Genomic DNA, 17,324 nt, shown 5'->3' with positions numbered 1-17,324 from the left:
ATCGTCATGAAAACCACTTTTCGCCCCGCCATCATGCTGTTCGGCGCGCTGACCCTGGTCGTGGGCGGGCTGTATCCGCTGGCGGTGACCGGCATCGGCTACGCCGCCTTTCCCGACCAGGTGCGCGGCAGCCTGGTGACGCAGGGCGGCCGGACGGTCGGCTCGCGCCTGATCGGGCAATCGTTTGCGTCGCCCGGCTATTTTTGGGGACGTCCGTCGGCGACCGCACCGATGGCCTATAACGCGATCGCCAGTGCCGGCTCGAACCAGGGACCGCTCAACCCGGCGCTGATGGCGGCGGTGCAGGGCAGGGTGGCGGCGCTGCGCGCGGCCGATCCGGGCAACACGGCGCCGGTACCGGTGGACCTGGTCACCGCCTCGGCCAGCGGGCTCGATCCGGAGATCAGCCTGGCGGCGGCGCGCTACCAGGCGGGCAGGGTGGCGCGCGCACGCACGCTGCCGCGCGAGCGGGTCGAGGCGCTGATCGGGGCAACGGCGATCTTGCCGCTGTTTGGCGTGTTCGGGGAAGCGCGCGTGAATGTGCTGGCGCTCAATCTCGCGCTGGACAGGGCGTATACTCGGGCGGATTAGCGACAAAGGCGGCCATGTCCCCAACTGAAACCCAACGCGCCGACCCCGACGCCCTGCTGGCCCAGGTCCAGACCGACGAGCGCAAGGCCGCGCGCGGCAAGCTGCGCATCTATTTCGGCGCCTCGGCCGGCGTCGGCAAGACCTGCGCCATGCTGGTCGCCGCCCGCAAGCTGCGGGACGAGGGCGTGGCGGTGCTGGTCGGCGTGCTCGAAACCCACGGCCGCCCCGACACCGCCGCCCTGCTCGATGGCCTGGACCTCCTCGCCCCGGCCATGCTCGCCCATCGCGGCCAGGCGCTGCGCGAGTTCGACCTCGATGCCGCCCTGGCCGCCGCGCCGTCCCTGGTCCTGGTCGACGAGCTGGCCCACTCCAACGCGCCCGGCTCGCGCCACCCCAAGCGCTGGCAGGATGTGGAAGAGCTGCTTGCGGCCGGCATCGACGTCTTCACCACTGTCAACGTCCAGCACCTGGACAGCCTGAACGACGTGGTCGGCGGCATCACTGGCGTGCGCGTGGCCGAAACCGTGCCCGACACCGTGTTCGACGGCGCCGACGAAGTGGTGCTGGTCGACCTGCCGGCCGACGAATTGCTGGCGCGCCTGCGCGGCGGCAAGGTGTATCGGCCGGAACAGGCCGAACGCGCCGCGAAGAATTTTTTCCGCAAAGGGAACCTGATCGCCCTGCGCGAGCTGGCCCTGCGCCGTACCGCCGACCGGGTCGAAGATGACGTGCGCGCCTACCGCATCGAACAATCGATCGGCACGGTCTGGAAGACCGGCGGCGCGCTGCTGGCCTGCGTGGGGCCGCGTGCCGATGCCGAGCATGTGGTGCGCAGCACCGCGCGCCTGGCGGGCCAGCTGGGCGCCGACTGGCATGCCGTGTACGTGGAAACGCCGGCCCTGCAGCGCAATCCGGCGGTCCGGCGCGAACTGACCCTCAAGACCTTGCGCCTGGCGCAGGAACTGGGCGCGACCACGGCGGTGCTGGCGGGGCGCGACATCGCCGACGCCATCGTCGGCTATGCGCGCGAGCACAATATGTCGAAACTGGTGCTGGCGCGCGCGCACCCATCCTGGCCCTGGCGGCGCGCGCACCGCGACCGCATCGCCGGCATCGCGCCCGATATCGACCTGATCGAAGTCGGCGGCGGCAAGCCGCGTCCGGCCGCGGCGGCGCCGGAAACGAACACCGTCACCCTGGCCTTCGACAGCGGCAAACGGCGCGCCGCGGCCTATGCCTGGTCGGGCGCGGCCAGCCTGGCTGCCGCGCTGCTGCTTGCGCCCCTGGTCGGCTACGTCGACCTGGCCAACATCGTCATGCTGCTCCTGCTGGTGGTGGTGCTGGTGGCGGTGCGCTTCGGGCGCGGACCGTCGGTGCTGTGCACCTGCCTGTCCGTGGCGTGCTTCGACTTTTTCTTCGTCACGCCGCGCTTCGACTTTGCCGTCTCCGACCTGGAGTACCTGATAACCTTCGGCGTCATGCTGGCGGTCGGCCTGATCACCGGCCACCTGACGGCCGGCTTGCGTTTCCAGGCACGCGTGGCGGCGCACCGCGAGCAGCGTTCGCGCGCGCTGTACGAATTCGCGCGCGAACTCTCCGGCGCGCTCCAGACCGAGCAAATCGTGGACGCCACCCGCGCCGCCATCGGACGCACCTTCCGCGCCGGCGCCACCCTGCTGGTGCCCGATGCCGAAGGCCGCCTGCAAGCGCCGCCCGGCGCCACGGCCGACATCGGTATTGCCCAATGGGCCTTCGACCACGCGCAAAGCGCGGGCTTGGGCAGCGGCACCCTGCCGGCCAGTCCCTTGTTCTACCTGCCGCTGGTGGCCCCGATGCGCACGCGCGGCGTGCTGGCCATCGCACCGGAACAACAGCGCTGGATGCTCATTCCCGAACAGCGCACCCAGCTCGACACCTTCGCCGCGCTGGCCGCCATCGCGCTCGAACGGGTGCACTACATCGAGGTGGCGCAGGATGCGCTGGTAAACATGGAGTCCGAACGCCTGCGCAATTCGCTGCTGGCGGCGCTGTCGCACGACCTGCGCACGCCCTTGACCTTGCTGGTGGGCCTTTCTGAATCGCTGGCCGACTCCAGTCCCGCACTGGCGGCGCCGCAGCGCGAGATGGCCGTCATCCTGCATGAGGAAGCGCTGCGCATGAGCGCCCTGGTGGCGAACCTGCTGGAGATGGCGCGCATCCAGAGCGGGCAGATCACCTTCGACATGCAGTGGCACCCGCTCGAAGAAGTGGTCGGTAGCGCCCTGCGCGCCTGCGCCGCGCCGCTGCGCGCGCATGTGGTGCGCACCGCGCTCGCGCCCGGCCTGCCGCTGGTGCGCTTCGACGCGGTACTGATCGAGCGGGTGTTGTACAACCTGCTGGAGAACGCCGCCAAGTACACGCCGCCCGGTTCGACCATCGTGGTGGCCGGCGCGGTTCATGGCGCATGGCTGCAATTGCGCGTCGACGACGACGGCCCGGGCTTCCCCGCGGGACGGGCCGAGACCCTGTTCGAGAAGTTCGCGCGCGGCGAGCGCGAATCGGCGAAACCGGGCGTGGGCCTGGGGCTGGCGATCTGCCGCGCGATCATCGAGGCGCATGGCGGTAAAATCGAGGCTTGCGCGTCGCCCATCGGCGGCGCCTCGCTTGTAGTGAACCTGCCGCTCGGAACCCCGCCGCCCGGCCCCGAACCTGAAACCTGAAACCTTCGCACTTCCCGATGACTGATTCCGCTCCCACTGCCCTGCTGGTCGAAGATGAACCGCAGATCCGCCGCTTCGTGCGCGCCGCGCTCGAAGACGAGGGCTGGGTCGTGTTCGAGGCGGCCACCATGCAGCGCGGCCTGATCGACGCCGGCACCCGCACGCCCGACCTGGTGGTGCTGGACCTGGGCCTGCCCGACGGCGACGGCATCGCCTTCATCACCGATCTACGCAAGTGGTCGGGGGTGCCGGTGATCGTGCTGTCGGCGCGGGTGGGCGAGGCCGACAAGATTCGCGCGCTCGACGCCGGCGCCGACGATTACCTGACCAAGCCGTTCGGCGTGGGCGAGTTGCAGGCGCGCGTGCGCGCCACCTTGCGCCGCCAGCGCCAGCCGGGCGCAGGTCCCGCCGCACTGGTGCGCTTCGGTTCCGTAAGCGTGGACCTGAAAGCGCGCCGCGTCACCAAGGGCGGCCAGCACGTGCACCTGACGCCGACCGAATTCCGCCTGCTGTCGGTGATCGTGGCTAACGCCGGGCGCGTGGTCACCAATCCGCAGCTGCTGCGCGAGGTATGGGGGCCGTCGCACGGCGAGGATGGCCACTACCTGCGCATCTACATGGGCCATCTGCGCCACAAGCTCGAAGACGATCCGGCGCAGCCGCGCTACCTGCTGACCGAAACCGGCGTCGGCTACCGCCTCTTCATGCCGGATGAGCGCCCGTGAGCTTGTCCCTGATCGATGCCGAAAATACCCTGGCCTCGCCGGTCTGCGCGCTGGCCGGCCGCGCCGCGCTGCGGCTGGCGCTGACCATCCTGTGGCATCCGCAGGCGCAGCGCATCGGCGAGCAGTTCATCGCTGCGGCGGGCAGCGGCGACATCGATGTCAATCGCTTCGCGCCGCTGTTCGGCGGCCTCGCGGGCAACGCGCAAGCGCTCGGGCACCGCCGCATCGCGCGCGATGCGCTGCGCTTGCGGCGCCACCGCGACCATGGCGTGAGCCTGCTGCCGCCGCAAAGCCGCATGCGGGTGGAACTGAACGGCGCCATGCTGGCCGGCGCACCCGTGCGCTGCACGCCCGAACAGGTGGACGCGGGCCTGGTCATCGGCCTCGGTGGCGTGGTGCTGCTGTGCGTGCACTGGATGGACCGCCTGCCCCAGGCCAGCGCCATCGCCGCCGTGCACGGGGTCGGCAGCGCCGCCATCCGCGTGCGCGAGCTGATCCGGCAGGTGGCCGCGACTGACCTGCCGGTGCTGCTGCTGGGCGAAGCGGGCAGCGGCAAGGAACTCGCCGCGCAGGCGATCCATCAAGCCAGCGCGCGCTGCCGCGGGCCGATGGTGACGGTCAACCTGGCGACCCTGAGCGAAACGCAGGCGGTAGCCGAGCTGTTTGGCGCGGATACGGGCGCCTTGGCCCGGGTCGGCGGCGGTACCCTGTTTCTCGACAAGATAGGCACGGCGCCGCAGGCGGTACAGGCGCAGCTGCTGCGCGTGCTCAAGACCGGCGAGTACCGCCCCGTCGGTGCGCGCGCCGATCAGGCGGCGCGGGCCCGCCTGATCGGCGCCAGCGACCACGATCTGCATGATGGCAGCTTCAATCAGTCCCTGCTGCGCCGCCTCGAAGCGCTGGTGGTGCGCCTGCCGCCCCTGCGCGAGCGGCGCTGCGATATCGGCGTGCTGGCGCTGCACTTCATGCAAGCCTGGAGCACGCGCACCGGCAGCGCGCCCGAGCTGCCGCTGGCGTTCATCAGCCAGCTGTGCAACTACGACTGGCCCGGTAATGTGCGCCAGCTCGGCAAGGTGGTGCAGCGCGCCCTCAGCGCCGCGCAGGCGGGCCAGCCGCTGGCTTTCGATGCGCTGGTGCCGGGTGTGGCGGAGCGGACGGCGCGCGTCCGGCTGGGACAACTGAGCGGACAGGCGGTGCTGGACGCGCTCGAAGCCAACGGCTGGCTGATCCGCAACGCGGCGCTGGCGCTGGGGGTGTCGCGGCCGTCGATGTACAAGCTGATCGGGAAGCATCCCGCCATCCGCCAGATCGGCCAGATCGCGCCGGCCGAGATCGCGGCGGCGCTGGCGGCGCACGGTGGCGACACCGGACGCTGCGCCGCCGCGCTCAGGACGCCGAGCGAAGCGCTGCGGCGCTACCTGCGCCGGCAGGCCGCGGGCAAGCTGTTGTGAAGCGGGCACGCCGGCATGCGGCTGGGGTGGTGGCCGGCGCCGGAGCTTGCATCCGGGCGCGGGCCGGCATCTAATACAGGCAAGGAGCGCCGCCCGGGGTTCCCATGAATATAAAAAAAAGGATATTGCAATGCAATCTGGACGTTCGTATCGCCGCTGCCTCGCGGGCCTCGCGCTCGGCCTGGCCAGCTTGGGCAGCGCCGCGCAGGAACCGGCCTTGTACGTGTATTCGACCATCGATGCGCTGCTGGCCGGCGTGTACGATGGCGAGCTGACCGTCGCCCAGCTGGGCACCAGGGGCAACTTCGGGATCGGCACCTATAACCACCTCGATGGCGAAATGGTGGTCCACGATGGCAAGTTCTACCACGTGCGCTCCGATGGATCGGTGCGCGTGGCGGCGCCGTCGGAGCGCACGCCGCTCGCGTACGTGCTGCCGTTTGTGCCGACCCAGACCGTGGCGCTCGGGCCCAGCGCCAGCCTGGCGCAGATCGAAGCGCTGGCCGACCAGCAGCTCGGCAACAAGAACATGTTTTATGCGCTCGAGATCAAGGGCCAGTTCAGCGCCATCTCGACGCGCGCCATTCCCCCGCAGACCCGGCCGTACCGGCCCCTGGCCGAGGTGTCGAAGTCGCAGAACGTGTTTTCGCGCGACACCGTGACGGGGACCATGATCGGCATCCGCAGCCCGGCCCTCAGCAAGGGCATCAGCGTGCCGGGTTACCACTGGCATTTCATCTCGGACGACCTGAGCTTCGGCGGCCATGTGCTCGGCACGGGCCTGGCGCGCGGGGTGCTCAGGCTGGTCCAGGTGCGCCGCATGGAAGTGGAGCTCCCACTCAACGAGGACTTCGCCAAAGCGGACCAGGAAAAGGACCGCGCCGCCGAACTGCGCAAGGTCGAGAGCGCCCGGCACGACAAGGATGGCGACAACAAGCCCTGAGCCGGAGGGCGCAGGACTTGGGCGTTGGCGTAAAATGCGCTTTTCATCATTCAAATGAAAACATTGCCATGCGCGCAGCTCCACTTCTGTCCGCGCTCGACTCCCTGGAATGGAAGGTGGACAAAGGCGGGCTGGCCGTCGTCGACGAACAATCCTCCCTGGCCGAGGGCGTGTACAACAAAGGCCGTTGAGTGCGGCATGGCGATCGTCGGCCGGCGGCCGTCACTGGGAAAAAAGGAAAGCCGTGGCAGAAATCGACCATGTCCTGATCGTGGACGATGACCGCGACATTCGTGAGTTGCTGAGCACCTATCTTGAAAAGCAGGGCTTGCGCTGTACGGCGGTCGCCGATGGCCGCGCGATGCGGGCCGCGCTTGCCCGGTCGACGCCGGACCTCATCGTTCTCGATATCATGCTTCCTGGTGACGACGGGCTGGTCCTGTGCCGCGAAATCCGGTCGGGAAAGCAGCGCGCCATTCCGATCCTGATGCTCACCGCGCGCGACGATGAAACCGACCGCGTGGTCGGTCTCGAGCTGGGCGCCGACGACTATATGTCCAAGCCATTCGCCGCGCGCGAACTGCTGGCGCGGATCAGGGCCGTGCTGCGCCGCACGCGCATGCTTCCTCCCAACATGCAGGTGAGCGAGCCGGCGCGCCTGCTCGGCTTCGGGGCGTGGCGGCTCGACGTGGTGGCACGCCATCTGCTCGCCGATGACGATGTCGCGGTCGCCCTGAGCAGCGCCGAATACCGGCTGCTGCGGGTCTTCCTCGACCATCCGCAACGGGTGCTGACCCGCGATCAATTGCTGGAGCTGACCCACGGCCACGATGCGCAGGCATTCGACCGCTCGATCGACATTCTTGTCAGCCGCCTGAGGCAGCGGCTGCGCGACGACCCGCGCGAGCCGCGCTACATCAAGACCTTGCGCAGCGAAGGATATGTGCTGTCATGTCCGGTCACCCCGCTCGCGGACCCGGCGTGAGCGGTGTCATCGCCCTGTTGCGCAGGCTGGGACCGGCCAGCCTGTTTGCGCGCCTGTCGCTCATTTTGCTGGCGGGACTGGCCGCGGCCCAGTTCCTGTCCGCTTATCTGACAATCGAAGAACGCAACGACGCCAGCATGGGAGCGATGATCGATTACGTCGAGGCCGACCTGCGCACCGCCGTCGCCCTGATCGACCGCTTGCCGCGCGCGGAGCGGGCGCTCTGGCTGCCGCGCCTGGCCCGCGGCGGCTACCGATTCTCGTCGGACGCCGGCCTGGCCGGGCCGCCGGTGCGATCGCCGTACTCGCTGCGCTTGCTGGCGTCGGCCACGCGCGCGCTGGCACCCGGCTACGCATTGAGCGCGCACGCGGTCGAGGGCGGCCCCGAACGCTTCCAGGTGCATGTGCGGCTGTCGGACGGCCAGCCGCTGACAGTCGACTTCCGGCCACGGCGCGGCCTGCCCTTGTCGGCCCGGCTGCCCTACCTGCTGGCGGGGCAGCTGGCGCTGGTGGCGCTGGCCTGCTGGCTGGCGGTACGCCTGGCCATCAAGCCCTTGCTCACCCTCGCCGACGCCGCCGATTCGCTCGGGCCGGACTTGCGCCCGGTCCGCATGCCTGAACAGGGACCGTCGGAAGTGGTGCGCGCCGCCCGCGCCTTCAATGCCATGCAACGGCGTATCGCCGCCTACGTCGATGAACGGCTGCGCATCCTGGCGGCGATCTCGCACGATTTGCAGACGCCGATCACGCGCATGCGCCTGCGCGTCGACCTTATGGAGGAATCCGCGCAGCAGCAACGCCTGATCGACGATCTGCAGCAGCTCGAAGACCTGGCGCGGCAAGGGATTGGTTACGCGCGCGCCATGCACGGCGTGCTGGAAGCGGCGCGCGCGATCGATCCCGACGACCTGCTCGACGCCATCGCGCTCGACTACCGCGACAGCGGTGCCGATGTCGCATTCACCCGCCGCAGCGGCGCGCCGGTTATCACCCGCCCGGGCGCCTTGCGCCGTATCGTGACGAACCTGGTCGACAATGGCATCAAGTATGCGGGCCAGGCGGAGATCGTGATGGAGCGCTGTGGCGGCGCTGTCATCACGATCCGGGTACTGGACCGGGGGCCGGGTATTCCGGAGGCGGCGCTGGAGGCGGTCTTCGAACCGTTTTATCGGCTTGAAAGCTCGCGCAGCCGTGACACCGGCGGCACCGGCCTGGGGCTGGCCATCGCACGCCAGCTGGCGCTCACGCTTGCCGGCACCCTGACCTTGCACCAGCGCCCCGGGGGCGGCCTGGAAGCGCGGCTGGTGCTGCGGACACTGGAGGCGCCGGGCGCGCCTTGACCGGCAAGCGCGCCGGCGTGCCGTCAGCCGAAGGTAAAGGCATAGACGTCGGCCCCGTTGTCGAGGAAACGGACGTCGATGCGCCGCTGCCGTACCGATCCGGATTGCCTGACCAATTGATACAGGCGGGTGTCCGTGACGAGGCCATTGCCGTCGGCATCGATGTCGGCCCCGTGGTCCGCGCCTGGCGCGCGGCCGTCGAGCGTGACCTTGATCCGCACCTGGCGCCCGCGTGCGCCGGACCCCATCACCAGGTGCAGGTCGCGTGCGCTGAACTGGTGGACGATGCCGCTTCCCGCTGGCCCGGCCACGGCCGATTCGGCATTCACGGTCCAAGGTCCGGACAGTCCCCACTGGTTCAGGGCGAGCGCGCCCACCGAGTATTGTTGCGGCATGCCGGGGCGGACCGGTTCAGGCGAGTGGAAATTGGTGGCCTGGCTGTAGCCGACATAGGTCTCGCTCGAATCGAGCTGGCGCAGGTCGGGCGCAAGCTGCTCGGCGTGCATGGGGGGAGCGGCCAGGGTCGTGTCCACCGGGCCGCCGCGCGCCTCGGCCAGCAGCGACTGGATCGCTCGCTCCAGCTTGTCGTATCCGCCTTCGCCCAGTTGGCGGTAGCGGATCCTGCCGTTCGCATCGACCAGATACAAGGCGGGCCAGGCGCGGTTGCGCCAGGCTTGCCAGATACGCTGGTCACTGTCGAGCGCCACGGGAAAGTCGATGCGGAAACGGGCGACAGCGGCATTCACGTTGTCCTGATCGGCTTCGAATTTGAACTCGGGGGTGTGCACCCCGACCACGGCCAGGCCCTGCCCGCGATACTTGTCGTGCCAGGCGCGCACATACGGCATGGTGCGGATGCAGTTGATGCAGGAATAGGTCCAGAAATCGACCAGCACCACCTTGCCGCGCAGTTGTGCCGGCGTCAGCGGCGCGCTGTTGAGCCAGGTGGCCGCGCCGTCGAAGCCTGGCATCGCGCCCTGCACCGGCAAGTCGCTGCGGTAGGGGGCGGAGGTGGCAGCGTGGCTGCCGGCCGTGATCGAGAGCGTCGCCACGCCGAAGGCGGCGACAATTGCGAGTGCGGCCAGGGAATATCGGTTCATGTCGCGTCCTTGGAAAAATGTCACTTGTCGAGAACGACGATGGGTTTGTTCTTTTCCACCAGGTAGGTTGCCAGTTCCGCGCTGATGCCGGGTGCGGCATTCCTTGCCGAATGCACGGCGCCGGCCGGAATGTACAGCGACTCGCCAGCCTGGAGCCGGATGGTCTTGCCATCCATCTCATACGCGATTGTTCCGCTGAGGACGTAGGCGATTTCCACGCCAGGGTGAGTGTGTTTCGGGGCCGAGGAGCCCGGCGCGAAATCGACCCGCACCTGGATCGCCTCTCTTGCGCTGTCGAATTCGTGGCGTACGGTTTCCGTGCGGGCCAGGCCGTTGGGGCCGAATTGCTGTGCCCATGCGGCCGGCGACAGCACGATCGCTCCCGCCATCAGCATGAGGCTTGCCACGGTGCGTAGCGGCGATGTTGCGGTGTACATGCCCAGTGCGTTCATTGATTCTCTCCAGTCAGGGTGGCGTCGTCGCGGCAGGCCAGGATGGCAAGCCGCGAGAACGAGGGCCCATTAGACCGGATCGTTGTTTCCGCAGGATGTAGAGAACCTGCCTGACATCGCGGTCAAGGTTTCCAAAAGGGTGTTGGAAACAATCCGACACAAATCTTGTGCGGATCGCCAGGCATTCCTGGCCGTGGCACCGGGGGCACGCGGCATGCCGGCAGGTTTTCAGATCGTTTCGCATCCGGCAACATGGCGGCTGCCAGGAATCACATCCGGTCCAGCAACTGCTGTTCGGCCCGTTCGCTGAGCACCAGCACGAGCTTGAGCCTGGCCCGGGTCATGCCCACGAAGAGCTTGCGCAGCACCAGTTCGTCGATCCGGGCGAAATCGATCTCGGTGAAAATCACCGCCGGCGCCGACTGGCCCTTGAAGCGGTACACGGATTCGGCCAGCAAGCCGCCGTCCCGGTAGATGGGATTGCCGAACAGGTCGTATTCGCCGGTGAACGATCTCAGGGTGTGGGCGTCGCTGAGCTTGTCGAGCCGCAGGATGGCCGATTTTTCGCGTCCCCGGAACGAGGCGATGGCGATATCGTGGCGCGCGAAGCCGGCGCCCAGGCACAGGGTGACCGCGCGCCGGGTCTGCGCCAGCATCGCCTCGGTATCGCCTTCGGGATACATCAGTTCCTCGATATCGGCCCCCTTGAACGGGCTGCCCGCTTCCACCGGCGGGTGCACCGCGCCGATCGAGGCCAGCATGTCGACAATCTGGCGCGGGCTGCGGAAGTTGGTATCGGAATGCAGCTTGACCCAGCCCGGCAGCGGCACCGCGGGGCGGCCGTACAGGTTCTGGTTGGGGTCTTCCAGCCAGATGGCGCGGCCGTCGGCCTTGAGCATGCGCAGCAGGATATCGCGCCAGGCGATGGAAAAATCCTGTCCCTCGTCGACGATCAGCACGTCGTATTTCCACGTCTCCGGCAGCTCGGCGCCGGCCATGCGCGCTTCGATCTCGTCCCACACGCCGGGCGCGGCGTAGTTGGGAATGTGGCCCTGGGCGCGCAGGAAGGCGTCGCTGAGCATGTGGAAGGTGGCGACCCGGCCGCCGGCGCGGACCAGCCGCTCGATGTGATCGGCCAGCGGCCGGTTGTAGCACACGTACAGGGGCGACAGGCCGGCGTCGATGGCGGCGGCGTATTCGGCCAGGGCCAGCTGGGTCTTGCCGCTGCCGGCGGTGCCGACCACGCGCAGCCGGAACGGGGCAAATTCCAGCCGCCGCGCCCAGGTGGCCAGGCCGCCGGACAGGCGCGTGACCATGGCGGCGGCGTTGCCGATCATGGCGCTGGGATCGGGCCGCAGGCTGAGCATGTTGCCGAGAAAGCGGGTGACCTTCTCGAACCGCTCGCCGGGCGCGCCATCGGTGACGGGCAGGATGTCGCGGATCACGTCCGCCAGGCGGTCCTTGCTGGTGGCGTCGATGATGTGGCGCGGGTCGATGCCCGCCAGGTGCGGGTTGCGCACGATGTAGTCGGGGCAGTACAGCAGGTAATCGATCGACAGCTCGCTGCCGAAGCGCTCCGTGAGGCCCTTGATGGAGCGCATCAGGTGGTTGGCGACCTTGCGCGGCTTGCCCTCGTAATGCTTGACCAGGCCATCGGCCGTTTCGTTCAGCAAGCCCGATTTCTGCTCGATCAGCAGCATGCGCCCGCTGGGCGCGACGATGATGAAATCGATCTCGCCAAACACGGAAAAGCCATTCTCGACGTTGGTCCAGTGCACGCCGTGGTAGATGCGGTAGGGCGCATCGGCCAGCCGGCGTTCGAGATAGCCGAGCGTGTCGATTTCGCGCACGGCGGTGCCGGTGACCGCCATCTCTTGCCAGCCGGTTGGGCGAATGTGGGCCATGGGATAGGGGCGGGCGCGCCGTGGTGGTTAAAACAATATTGTAAGGCTGCGCAGGGGTGGCAACCGCACGCTTGCGCGCGCCTTGCCGCAGCGGAGGCGAATTCCGGTTCCGGGTGTCTGTATCTGGTTGAGATTGCCAACGCGGATGGCGGCTTTGCCGCCGGGAAATGGGCGCCGGAACGCCAGGCGCGCATGCCCTGCCCACGACGTTGCCAAGGATTGTGACGTCGCCGCCGCGCCGGCCGCCTGCTATGTTGGCGGCGATGCGGCGTTTGCACGACAGTCTGGCGATATGAATTTGCTAAGCTGTCGGTTCTTCAGGAGAACCATCATGCTCAAACCCTCGTTACTCCTTGCCGCTGCGGTGCTGGCGAGCGGCGCACAGGCGGCGTCGACCTACCGTGAATTCAGCTACACCGGCTTTTTTCACGAAGAATCCGGGCAATTCCGGCCCAATGCCAGCATTTACGGCTATTTCGATAGCGAGGACCTCAACGGAGACGGCGTGCTGGAACGCAGCGAGGTCACGTCGTTTGTCCTCAACAGCCAGCAATATGTCGGCGGGTGCGGCCCCGAAGTGTTCATGTGCGGGCTGTTTGAATTTTCCTATACCCCGGGCGGCGCCCTCGATTTTCATACGGCATCGAGCACCGATCCGTGGGGCGAGGGCGTTGCCGGCGGCCATGCGATCAGCGGCGTTGAGGTGAAGGAGCATGCTTACTGGCCGGGCGGCTCGGCATCGTATACCTTGCGCTGGACCGGCAATACCGTGTTCCACATGACGCCGGTGCCCGAACCTGCCACCTACGGCACGCTGGCGCTGGGATTGGGCGTGCTGGCGCTGGCTGCGCGGCGGCGCTCGCGCGCTTGGTCGCAGGGCGCCGCCTCGGGTCGCCATGCGAGCGCGATGATTGCTCTCTAACCGAACGGCTCGCCTGCGGCGGTTCATAGATAATTGATCCGGGTGACGATCGTCACGAACGGGTGGATATCTGATGAAGCGAGCAATGGCAGCTGGAAATGAACTCGACGCTAGCGCAGCCCCGGGCTGGATGCAGCGCCTGGCAAGCCTGATCCTGACCGACGACCGCAAGCAACGGCGGGCGATCATGATGGTACTGGCGACCGCGGCGATGTACACGGTCTGTCTTGCGCTGCTGGCCTTCGGGGTCCTGTACGCTGTGTTCCCGGTTGAACAGATCAGGGTTCTCGCTGTCTTGCTGGCATTGGCCAGCCCTTTCTTTTACGTTCTTATACGCTGCGGCTTCAATCTGCGCTTCCGCCAGACCACCCTGGCTTTCCCGCAGGCGCTGGTGGCGCAGTCCGTGGTCGCGTTCGCGTATGCGGTGTGCGGCCCGATCCACACCGCCACCATCGTGTTCCTGGCCATGGTCACCGTGTTCGGCATGTTCGACATGAGCACGCGCCAGGTGCGGGTGGTGCTGTTTTATACCTTGAGCGTGATGGCCATGGTCATGACATGGCGCGTGCACACCGACCCGCAGGTCTATCAAGGCCCGCTGGAGCTGATGAATTTCGCCATGATGGCAACCTGCTTGTCCGGCATTTCCATGCTGTCGGTGCTGGTATCGAAGATGCGCAAGCGCCTGCGCACCCAGAAGGACGAACTGGCCCGGGCGCTGGCGCGCATCCAGATTGTCGCCACCCACGATGAACTGACCGGGCTGACCAACCGGCACCACATGATCGCCCTGCTGGGGGAGCACATCAGCCGGCACGCGCGCGGTGGACCCGGCTTTGCGGTAGCGCTCGCCGATATCGACCATTTTAAGAACGTCAACGATACCCATGGCCACCGTGTCGGTGACGAGGCACTGATTACCTTCGCCAACCAGGCCTGCACCCAGCTGCGCAGCGTCGACCTGGTCGCACGCTGGGGAGGGGAGGAGTTCTTGCTGTTACTGCCGGAAACCAAGCCGCCGGGCGACCCCAACAGCGGGATCGAGCGGCTGCGCGCGGCACTCGCGCTGACCCCCGCCAGCAGCCACGTCCCCGCCCTGCGGATTGCCTTCTCGACCGGCCTGACCCGCTACATCGATGGCGAAGCAATCGACGACATGATCGAACGGGCCGACCGCGCGCTCTACGCGGCCAAGGACACCGGGCGCAACCGGACTGTGGCGGTGTAAGGCGGTGGCCGCGCGTGGGTGCGGCCGGCAGCGCGCTTGATTTACCCATCGCCGAAACGATAACCGACGCCGTAGACGGAGAAAATGACTTCGGTGTCGCCGGTGTAGGGCTTGATTTTCTTGCGAATGTTTTTGATATGGCTGTCGACGGAGCGATCGTTGACGGCACGCCCAAGCAGATCCTTGGCATTGAGCAGGGCTTCCCGTTCAAAAATTCTGCCGGGTTGGGCCAGCAGGGTCTTGAACAGCCGGTACTCGACTTGAGAAAGCGGTAGCACCTTTCCCTCCCACCGGATGCGTTGCGCCGCTTCCTCCACCACAAATCCATGGGTGTGCTGGGCCAGGGCCACCGGTCCGCTGGCCCGGCGCAGCTGGGCACGCACGCGGGCGACGATTTCGCGCGGGCTCACGGGCTTGCACAGATAGTCGTCGGCACCGATGTCAAGGCCCTGGATGCGGTCCGCTTCCCCGACCCGCGCGGTGAGCATGATGATGGGCACCATCGAAAACTGGCGCACGGCCCGGCAGACCTCGATCCCGTCTAGCCCGGGCAGCATCACGTCCAGGATCACGACGCTGGGTGCGTGTTGCCTGACGTACGCCACCGCACCAAGGCCATCAAGGAGATGCGCGGTGCGGAAACCCTCCCGTTGCAGGTACTCGGCGATGACCTGGGCTGGCTTTGCCTCATCGTCGACAATGACTATTTCGTGCGCGCTGGGGTTCATATTTTATCGATGGAACGAGGCAGATCAATGTGGATTGCCAGCCCGCCCATCGGCGACGGCTCGGCAGAGATGCTCCCATGGTGGGCATGGACGATGGCCTGGCATATCGACAGGCCCAGCCCGCTCCCACCCGCGCGCCGGCTGCGTGCGATATCGGCTCTGTAAAGCGGTTCGAACAGATGCTTTGCATCGGCTGGCTCGATGCCGGGCAAGGTGTCCTGGAGGGTGATGGATACGCGCTCCGGCCCGGCCTGGATCGAAAGCGCAAGTTCTCCCGGCGCATCGGTGTAACTGAGGCTGTTTTGAACAAGGTTATCCAACAACTGCTCGACGCGCCCCTTATCCCATTCTACAAGCAAGAAACCGGGCGGCATATCCAGGGTAAAACGCAGACCTTTTTCCTGCGCGTGGCGCAGGTACTCGTGTTTTTTCTTCGTCAACAGGTCCGCAAGTTGCCAACTCGTAAAAGTACATGGCAGAGGGCGGAGATAGCTTAACGCCACTTCATGCAAGTCCGACACCAGGCGGGACAGCCGCATCACTTCTTCATGGATGGAGGCGATGGCGCGCTTGTTGATCGTTCTTACGCCGTCCAATAAGGCCTCGGTTTCGCATAGCAGGGAAAACAGGGGCATCCGCAATTCATGGCTGATATCGGCAATCCAGCGTTTGCGCGCCCCTTCAAGGCGCGACAGCGATTCGGCCATCACGTTGACATTATGGGCCAGCTCGGACAACTCGGGCGACTCTCCGGGAGCGAGCCGCACACCGAATTCGCCGTTGGCGATGCGGCCGGTTGTCGTCTTCACCGAGGCCATGAAGGCAGTTCGCTGTTGCGCTTCCCGCAGTTGGCAAGTGCGTTGTTCCAGTTGCCGGGCCAGCTCGGCGTTATTGAGCTGGAGCGCCGTGTTGTACTTCTGCTCGAACGCCGATTTTTCGCGTTGGAGAATGCGCACCCTGTCTTGCTGGGCCACGCCGAGGAGCACCAGTTCAGCGATAAACGCCAGCTGGCAGTAGAAGAAGTAATTGTCATAACTCAATTCCGCATACCGGACCCCGGCAATCCCGACGATCAGGGCCGCGCTGTACACCAGTTGCGCTACCAGATACCAGCGCGCAAAGACCGCCCGGCCGCGCAGAGCGACGATTGCCAGCACGGGGGCGATGCCATGGGTCAATACCAGTGCGATCGTTACCTGGACAACCACGACCTGAAGGCCCAGGGTGCGCAATACGATCCCCACGACCGCAAGCGCGATGACGCCGCAAAAATAGGTGTCGAAACGGGGCATGAAGCGCTTGGTCTGCAGGAATTCCCGCACGAACAGACAGTTGGCAATTGTCGCTAGCAAGAAAAAAATCACCAGCATGAAGTTCGCGATGTCGGGCCGGCCGACAAAGACGTACTCGGCCAATTGTCCATTGATTCCCAGCCAGGAACCCATGACGGCGAGCACATAGGCTGCGTACACCAGGCTGCCACGGTTTCGGTTGATGAGCCATCCGCAGAGCGCGTACACGACCAGGGCCAGGGGAATGCCGTAAAAGACGCCCATCGATAGCTGATCGTTTGCCATTTTTCGTAAAAATGCTGCTTCATCGGACAGGGCAAAGGTCAAATGCATGGGCGACGCCTGTGCGTTGCGCAAACGGATAACTACCTCCGATCGTTGTCCCGCTTCGGAAGTGTGGCGAACGCTCGCGATGCGATACGGAATTTGCCGCTCCGGGACCAGGGTGCGGTCGCCTCCCCGGGCGTGGGCCACCAGCGCGCCATTCGTAAAAATCCAGTATTCAACGTAGTCGGTAATCGGCATGGGATGGCGCAGCACCCAGGTGATGCTGGCCCTGGAAGGGTTGTGGACCGATGTCTTGAGCCAGTAGTCGCCACCTTGCAGGCGCTGATTCACGTCGCGCTGGCGCACCGGTGCAAAGTGCTCGTCCGGTAGTGTCCTCACTTCATCAATCGTCAGGGTTTGCCGTGGGTCGCGCACGAAGCGCAGGCCAAGTGTTTCACCAGACAGGTCGCCGGCCTGATGCAAGGTGTCCAAGCTTACAGCGTTGGTGGCCTCGGCCCGACAGCACATCAGCACGAATGTGGCGAACAGAACCAGGTGTCGTATTACTTGGAGGGAGGGCAACATAGGACGCTACAGGTTGAACCGTTGACCGCCAGTCCGCATCGAACAGGATCGACTATTGATTGCACGCAGGCTTGCAGGCACTGTGCGGCATCTTCCGGTCTTTTTCCCGTTC

15 protein-coding genes are annotated in these 17,324 nt (G+C 66.5%); 10 read left to right on the top strand and 5 right to left on the bottom strand.

Features of this window, described 5'->3' with window-relative positions; genetic code table 11:
* Positions 1-6 precede the first annotated feature (6 nt).
* From kdpC to IV454_RS04845, 8 genes are all read left to right on the top strand, one after another.
* Positions 7-591 carry a potassium-transporting ATPase subunit KdpC gene (kdpC, locus tag IV454_RS04875; RefSeq protein WP_206090556.1) on the top strand — a complete coding sequence of 195 codons (585 nt, stop codon included), beginning with the start codon at positions 7-9 and terminating at the stop codon, positions 589-591.
* Positions 592-605: 14 nt separating this feature from the next.
* On the top strand, positions 606-3,290 hold the full coding sequence (locus IV454_RS04870; protein WP_206090555.1) for a DUF4118 domain-containing protein: 2,685 nt from the start codon (positions 606-608) through the stop codon (positions 3,288-3,290).
* A 17-nt stretch (positions 3,291-3,307) separates the two neighbouring features.
* Positions 3,308-4,015, top strand: coding sequence for a two-component system response regulator KdpE (kdpE, locus tag IV454_RS04865; RefSeq protein WP_206090554.1), 708 nt, complete (start codon positions 3,308-3,310; stop codon positions 4,013-4,015).
* Positions 4,012-5,466 (top strand): sigma-54-dependent transcriptional regulator, encoded by a 1,455-nt coding sequence (locus IV454_RS04860; RefSeq protein ID WP_206090553.1) that lies wholly within the window; start codon positions 4,012-4,014, stop codon positions 5,464-5,466. Before kdpE ends, IV454_RS04860 begins: the two co-directional genes overlap by 4 nt.
* A 130-nt stretch (positions 5,467-5,596) precedes the next feature.
* Entirely contained in the window at positions 5,597-6,409 is an 813-nt protein-coding gene (gene budA / locus IV454_RS04855) for an acetolactate decarboxylase (protein WP_206090552.1), read from the top strand.
* Between the two features lie 68 nt (positions 6,410-6,477).
* The gene (locus IV454_RS33300) at positions 6,478-6,600 is read left to right on the top strand and encodes a hypothetical protein (RefSeq protein ID WP_282961404.1); all 123 of its coding nucleotides are present in this window, start codon (positions 6,478-6,480) and stop codon (positions 6,598-6,600) included.
* Positions 6,601-6,653: 53 nt separating this feature from the next.
* Positions 6,654-7,394, top strand: a complete 741-nt coding sequence (locus IV454_RS04850) for a response regulator (RefSeq protein WP_206090551.1) — start codon at positions 6,654-6,656, stop codon at positions 7,392-7,394.
* Positions 7,391-8,734: an ATP-binding protein gene (locus tag IV454_RS04845; RefSeq protein WP_229522067.1), complete on the top strand. Its 1,344-nt coding sequence runs from the start codon at positions 7,391-7,393 to the stop codon at positions 8,732-8,734. The genes IV454_RS04850 and IV454_RS04845 overlap by 4 nt, the downstream gene beginning before the upstream one ends.
* A gap of 23 nt (positions 8,735-8,757) precedes the next feature.
* Here the strand turns inward: IV454_RS04845 and IV454_RS04840 are convergent, their stop codons facing one another.
* The 3 genes from IV454_RS04840 to IV454_RS04830 form a co-directional block, all read right to left on the bottom strand.
* A complete protein-coding gene (locus IV454_RS04840) occupies positions 8,758-9,834 on the bottom strand; it encodes a thioredoxin family protein (protein WP_206090549.1) in 1,077 nt (358 codons plus the stop codon).
* Positions 9,835-9,854: 20 nt separating this feature from the next.
* Positions 9,855-10,286, bottom strand: a complete 432-nt coding sequence (locus tag IV454_RS04835; protein WP_229522066.1) for a cupin domain-containing protein — start codon at positions 10,284-10,286, stop codon at positions 9,855-9,857.
* A gap of 269 nt (positions 10,287-10,555) precedes the next feature.
* The gene (locus IV454_RS04830) at positions 10,556-12,190 is read right to left on the bottom strand and encodes an ATP-binding domain-containing protein (RefSeq protein ID WP_206090548.1); all 1,635 of its coding nucleotides are present in this window, start codon (positions 12,188-12,190) and stop codon (positions 10,556-10,558) included.
* 331 nt (positions 12,191-12,521) lie between these two features.
* Here IV454_RS04830 and IV454_RS04825 point away from each other — a divergent pair, with 331 nt between their 5' ends.
* Both IV454_RS04825 and IV454_RS04820 read left to right on the top strand, forming a co-directional pair.
* On the top strand, positions 12,522-13,112 hold the full coding sequence (locus tag IV454_RS04825) for a PEP-CTERM sorting domain-containing protein (protein WP_206090547.1): 591 nt from the start codon (positions 12,522-12,524) through the stop codon (positions 13,110-13,112).
* Positions 13,113-13,197: 85 nt separating this feature from the next.
* Positions 13,198-14,340, top strand: coding sequence for a diguanylate cyclase domain-containing protein (locus IV454_RS04820; protein WP_206090546.1), 1,143 nt, complete (start codon positions 13,198-13,200; stop codon positions 14,338-14,340).
* 41 nt (positions 14,341-14,381) lie between these two features.
* On the opposite strand, the gene IV454_RS04815 is transcribed toward IV454_RS04820, so the two are convergent.
* Together IV454_RS04815 and IV454_RS04810 are read right to left on the bottom strand one after the other, a co-directional pair.
* On the bottom strand, positions 14,382-15,068 hold the full coding sequence (locus IV454_RS04815; RefSeq protein WP_206090545.1) for a response regulator: 687 nt from the start codon (positions 15,066-15,068) through the stop codon (positions 14,382-14,384).
* Positions 15,065-17,119 (bottom strand): ATP-binding protein, encoded by a 2,055-nt coding sequence (locus tag IV454_RS04810; RefSeq protein ID WP_206090544.1) that lies wholly within the window; start codon positions 17,117-17,119, stop codon positions 15,065-15,067. Before IV454_RS04810 ends, IV454_RS04815 begins: the two co-directional genes overlap by 4 nt.
* Positions 17,120-17,324: the final 205 nt, after the last annotated feature.

This window comes from Massilia antarctica (assembly GCF_015689335.1).
In the GTDB taxonomy this organism is placed as follows: domain Bacteria; phylum Pseudomonadota; class Gammaproteobacteria; order Burkholderiales; family Burkholderiaceae_D; genus Telluria_A; species Telluria_A antarctica.
This window is presented reverse-complemented; position numbering and strand designations above follow the sequence as displayed.